The 5,570-nt window shown below is 70.3% G+C and carries 4 protein-coding genes; all 4 read right to left on the bottom strand.

Annotation, left to right across the window (positions count from 1 at the left end; genetic code table 11):
- Positions 1-231 precede the first annotated feature (231 nt).
- Complete coding sequence (locus D7W81_RS39555) at positions 232-1,590, bottom strand: NAD(P)/FAD-dependent oxidoreductase (RefSeq protein ID WP_244227748.1); 1,359 nt, start codon at positions 1,588-1,590, stop codon at positions 232-234.
- A 119-nt stretch (positions 1,591-1,709) separates the two neighbouring features.
- Entirely contained in the window at positions 1,710-2,873 is a 1,164-nt protein-coding gene (locus D7W81_RS39550) for an NAD-dependent epimerase/dehydratase family protein (protein ID WP_120560499.1), read from the bottom strand.
- Positions 2,870-4,156 (bottom strand): NTP/NDP exchange transporter, encoded by a 1,287-nt coding sequence (locus D7W81_RS39545; protein ID WP_120560498.1) that lies wholly within the window; start codon positions 4,154-4,156, stop codon positions 2,870-2,872. Before D7W81_RS39545 ends, D7W81_RS39550 begins: the two co-directional genes overlap by 4 nt.
- Positions 4,157-4,224: 68 nt before the next feature.
- A complete protein-coding gene (locus D7W81_RS39540) occupies positions 4,225-5,523 on the bottom strand; it encodes a pyridoxal phosphate-dependent aminotransferase (protein WP_120560497.1) in 1,299 nt (432 codons plus the stop codon).
- Positions 5,524-5,570: the final 47 nt, after the last annotated feature.

Genomic DNA, 5,570 nt, shown 5'->3' with positions numbered 1-5,570 from the left:
GAGGTGTATAAGAGACGGGTCGGGCCCCCCGCAGTGCGCGTCCCTACCCTTCCCTATCGCGGCAGGCTGACATGGCCAGGGCCCACCTGTCCCGCTCCGTCATGCCCGCCTCCTCTCCGAGGAGCCGGCGGACAGGATCGATAACGGCCAGGGGTCCCGGATCAAAACGGAAATCGCCCCGGCGCCAGAGGGCACCGGGGCGACTTCGCACCACGTCTCAGGTCCTGTGGCTCAGTGCACCGGCGCGGGCCGTGACACCGTCACCTCCGGCAGCACGGGAGGAGGCGCGGCGGGCGCCTGGGTGGATGCCGCCAGGGCGGGCATGCGCTTGGACACGTTGTGGGTGATGAGCCGCATGTTCCGGCCTCCCTGGGTGAAGAACGTGTAGCCCCAGTTCAGCATCACGAAGAGGCGGTTGCGGAAGCCGATGAGGTAGGCGATGTGCACGCCCGCCCAGACGCACCACGCGGGCAGCCCCTTCATGCGCCACTTGTCGAAGAGCACGCCCACCGCGTAGCCGCGGCCAATCACCGCGAAGCTGCCCTTGTCGTGGTAGCGGAACGCGCGCAGCGGCTTGTTCGCCAGGCGGTCTCGGAGCGTCCTCGCCACGTGCCGCCCCATCTGCATCGCCGCGGGCGCGATGCCCGGCACGGGCTTGCCGTCCTGCTCCACCGCCGCCACGTCGCCAATCACATACACGTCATCCAGACCCGGCGCCGTGAGCAGCGGCGTCACCTTCACCCGGCCCGCGCGGTCCAGCGGCACCTCCAAGGAGCGCACCAGCGGCGACGCCGCCACCCCCGCGCCCCACAGCACCGTGCGGGTGGCGATGCGCTCGTCCCCGATGTTGACGCCCTCCGCGTCCAGGTCCGTCACCAGGGCCCCGGTGCGTACCTCGACGTGCAGCTTCTCCAGGTCGCGCTTCGCGGCCTCCGACAGCTCCTCCGGATAGGCGTTCAGCACGCGCGGCAGGCCTTCCAGCAAAATCACCCGCGCCTGGCGCGTGTCGATGCGCCGGAAGTCCTTCGGCAGCGAGTGCCGCGTCATGTACGCGAGCGCTCCCGCCAGTTCCACGCCTGTGGGGCCCGCGCCGATGATGACGAAGGTCATCCACTCGCGCTGGCGCACCGGGTCGGGCTCGCGCTCCGCGGCTTCGAAGGCCGTCAGGATGCGCTCGCGGATGCGCACGGCGTCGTCCAGCGTCTTCAGGCCCGGCGCCACGTCCGCCCACTCCGGGTGCTTGAAGTACGAGTGCGACGCGCCCGTGGCCAGCACCAGCGAGTCGTAGGGAATCTCCCCGCCCTCCACGACGAGCACCTTGCGGCGCGCGTCCACCGACTTCGCCTCCGCCAGCAGCACCTGCGTATTGCGCGAGTGCAGCACGCTGCGGATGGGCGCGGAGATGTCCGCGGTGTTCAGCACCGAGGTCGCCACCTGGTACAGGAGCGGCTGGAAGAGGTGGTGGTTGTAGCGGTCCACCACCGTCACCCGCACGTTGTCCGCCTTGCCCAGGGCCTTCGCGGCCTCCAGCCCGCCAAAGCCCGCCCCCACGATGACCACGTGATGCCTGGTGTCCCGGTCGCGTTCCATGGAGGGAAGGTGCGGATGCTTGACGCGCCCGGCCAGCGCCCGTCTTCCCTCGGCTGATTGGCGGCCTTCCCGGACGCCCGGCCGCCCTCCGGCCGGGTACCAAGGCCCCTGCGTCCGGCTCAGCCCGCCTTGGCGGTGCCCTTCGTCTGGTGCCAGGCGGCGAGCACTTCCTTCTCCCGCTCGGCGGACAGGCCCGAGCGCAGCTTCTCCTGGCGGTCCGGCGGCAGCGCGCGGAACCAGGTCAGCGTGTCGCGCACGGTGTCCACGAGCGGGCGGGTGGCGAGCCCCGCCTGGACGGCCCTGGCGATGCTCACGTCACCGATGCCGCTCTCCGGTCCGGTGCGCGGCACCCACGCGGGCATGTCCCCGAAGGCCGTCACCTTCTGCTGTTCCAGGAACGCGGCGTCCACCCAGGTGAAGCGCGCGTCGCTCCCCGTGGCCGTGCGGATGTCCTCCAGCATGCCCTTTATCTTCATGGGCTGGACCGGACCGGTGACGTTGAAGATGCCCATGGTGCGGCGCTCCACGTTCCGGATGATGAACGCGGCCAGGTCGCGCGCGTCGATGACCTGCACCGGATCCTCGCCGTCGCCGGGGGCCAGCACCTCGCCGCCCTTCGCCACGCGCAGCGGCCAGTACGTGAAGCGGTCGGAGCCGTCATCCGGGCCCACGATGAGGCCGGGACGGATGTTGAGCGCGCGGCCGGGCAGCGCGGCCTCCGCGGCCTGCTCACAGAGCGCCTTGAGCGGGCCGTAGCTCGTCTCGCCCACATCCTCCGTCGTCTCATCCGGGATGGTGCCCACGGCGTCGGACTCGTTGAGGTTCTTCTTCGTCATCTCCTTGTAGACGGACACGCTGGAGATGAAGACGTACTGGCCCACGTTGGGCGCGAGCAGCTCCGCGGACGCCTTCACGATGCGCGGCACGTAGCCGGACGTGTCGATGACCGCGTCCCACTTGCGGCCCGCGAGCGCCTTGAGGCCCTCGCCCTTGTTCGGGTCGCGGTCGCCCTGGAGCTTCTCCACGTCCGGGAAGAGGCCCGGGTTGGACTTGCCGCGGTTGAAGAGGGTGAGCGTGTGGCCGCGCGCCTGCGCCACCTGCACCAGCGCGGGGCCCAGGAACCGGGTGCCGCCCAGGATGAGGATGTTCAGGGGCTTGCCCGGGGCCGTGCCCTTGTCGTCACCGGCGGACGGGCCCGCCTTGGGGGACGACGCACAGCCCAACACCTGGACCGCGCTCAGCGCGGCCGCTGCTTGAATCACGCCTCTTCGGGACAGCTTCATGCCGTGGTTCCTCCGGGAAGGGTCGTCTGCGGAATGGATTCAGCGGCGCGCGTGCGCTGCTGGCGCGCCAGGTACAGGGCCACCGCGAGCCACAGCGCGGACAGGGGCACGGCCGCCAGCGACAGACCCGTCAGGCCCAGGCCCAGCGCGGTGAGCCCGCCCTGCAGCCACGCGCTCAGCGTGTCGCTGCCGCGGTACACCACCGTGTCGATGAAGCTCTTGGACTTGTAGCGGGCCTCGCGGTCCACCGTGGTGAACAGGATTTCGCGCGACGGGCGCTCCAGCGCGTAGTGGCTCGCGCCCCGCAGCGACTTCACGGCGATGAGCACCGCCAGCACCGGAGCGAACGCGAGCACGCCAAAGCCCACCAGCGTGAGCACCGGCGCCACCGCCATCGCCACGCCCAATCCCAGCCTCGAGATGACCCGCCCGGTGACGAGCGTCTGGATGCCCAGCGTCAGCACCTGCACCCAGAAGTCGATGTCCGCGAACGCCGCCGTGCGCGCCGCCGCGTCCTTCGCCATGGACGCGACCAGCTGCACCTCCTGGTAGTACAGGAACGTGGAGGTCGCCGCGTACAGCAGCACCTGCATCCCCAGCGCCATCAGGAACGGCGACGTCACCAGGAGCCGCAACCCCGCGAGCATCCCGCCGCCCACCGGCCCCTCGCGCGTGGCGGCCTGGTGCTGCACGTCCCTGGCCCAGTGGCCCAGGCGGCGCACGCACTGCGCGCTCACCTCCAGCATCACCGCGGACACGAGGATGAGGTTCACCGGCCCCACCGGCTCCGCCAGCCGTCCCACCAGGAACGGGCCGGCAATCATCCCCGTGGTGCCGCCCGCGGCGATGAAGCCGAAGAGCCGCTTGCCCTGGTCGCTGGCGAACACGTCCGCCATGAAGCTCCAGAAGATGGAGACGACGAACAGGTTGTAGACGCTCAGCCAGACGTAGAAGGCGCGCGCCACGCCCTCCTTCGCCACGCCCCACTTGAGCAGCACGAAGAAGGCCAGCAGGTTGAAGAGGAAGAAGCGGTAGACGCGCGGCACCACCACCCGCCGGGGGTAGCGCGCCACCAGCGCGGAGAAGGCCGGCACCGCCAGCAGCATCACGACGAACGTGACGGTGAAGAGCCAGGGCAGGTGCTTCACGTCCCCGGCGGTGCCCATCTCGTTGCGGATGGGCCGCAGGATGGCGTAGCCGCACATCAGCGTGAAGAAGTAGACGAACGCCCCGAGGACCGCCCCTACCTCCTCGTCACGGACGTCCACGAAGCGCTTGAGCATGATGGCGGCGCCCTCAACGCCACGGGCGGCAGGCTATTCCCTGCCTGCAGGCCTGTGGAGGAAAGAGGCTATTTCGCCGTGAGGATTTCGCGCACGGTGGCCTCGACACGGGGCAGGGCCGCCTCGATTTCAGCGACCGAGGTGGCGCCCACGGAGAGCCGGAACCAGCCCGTGTCCTCGGCCAGACCGAACGCCTGGAAGGGCACCACGGCGAAGCCGGCCTTCTCCAGGAGGCGCTTGCGGATGGCGTCATTGGTGGCGAGGCCGTCCCTGCCCACCACGTCGAAGCGCACGGTCAGGTAGATGGCGCCCTGCGGCGCGATGGCGAGCACCGGCAGGCCCGCGTCCTTCATGCGCTGGAAGCCCTTGTAGAGGGCCTCCAGGCGCTCGTTGACGCGCTGGCGCATGCTCTGGAGGAAGGACTCGGTGGCCTTCGTGTCGTCCAGGTAGCGCGCGGTGGCGACCTGCTCGGCCTTGGGAGCCCAGGCGCCCACGTGGCCCAGCACGTCGCGCATGCGGGAGATGATGCTGGGCGCGCCCACGCCCCAGCCCACGCGCACGCCCGTGGCGGCGAAGGCCTTGCTGATGCCGTCCACGAACACGGTGTACGGCGCCATCTCCGGGACCAGCGCCACGGGCGTGACGTGCTTCGTGCCGCCGAAGCTCAGCACCCAGTAGATGTGGTCGTACATCAGGATGAGCGGCTTCTGGCCGCGGCCCTCGCGCGCGCGGTTCTCCTCCACGATGCGCTGGCAGATGGCGCGCAGGGCCTCCGGGTCAATCATGGTCCCGGTGGGGTTGAGGGGGCTGCACAAGCAGAGCAGTCGCGCTGTGGACAGGTGCGGCTCCAGCTGCGCCAGCGTGGGCATGAAGCCCGCGGCGGCGTCCGTCGTCACCACCACGCCCTTCGCCCCCAGCAGGTGGACGTAGTGGTTGTTGTTCCACGACGGCACCGGGTAGACGACGATGTCCCCCGGGTCGAGCACCGCCCGGTAGGTGGCGTAGATGACCGGCCGCGCGCCGCCCGCGATGACGATGCCCTCCAGCGGGTACTTCAGCCCCAGGGAGCGCTCGTAGAAGCGCTGCACGGACTGGCGCAGGTCCAGCACGCCGTCGGACGGCGGGTAGTTCGTCTCACCGCCCTGGAGCGCCGCGCCAATCTGGTCGCGCAGGCCGTCCGGGATGGGGAACTCCTTCGGGCTGAAGTCACCCACGGTGAGGTTGCAGACCTTGTTGCCCCGGGCCACGAGCTCGCGGATCTCCGCGGCGATGCGGAGGATTTCGCTGCCCACGAGTCCGCGCACCCTTTCGCTCACGGTGGCGTCTTCACGAGAGGGGCGCGGGAGGGAGGTCAGGTCGAGGGCCATGGTGCGGAACTCTCCAAGAGGCGAAGGGGGGCCGGGGGGGCTTGGGC

Source organism: Corallococcus aberystwythensis, assembly GCF_003612165.1.
In the GTDB taxonomy this organism is placed as follows: domain Bacteria; phylum Myxococcota; class Myxococcia; order Myxococcales; family Myxococcaceae; genus Corallococcus; species Corallococcus aberystwythensis.
This window is presented reverse-complemented; position numbering and strand designations above follow the sequence as displayed.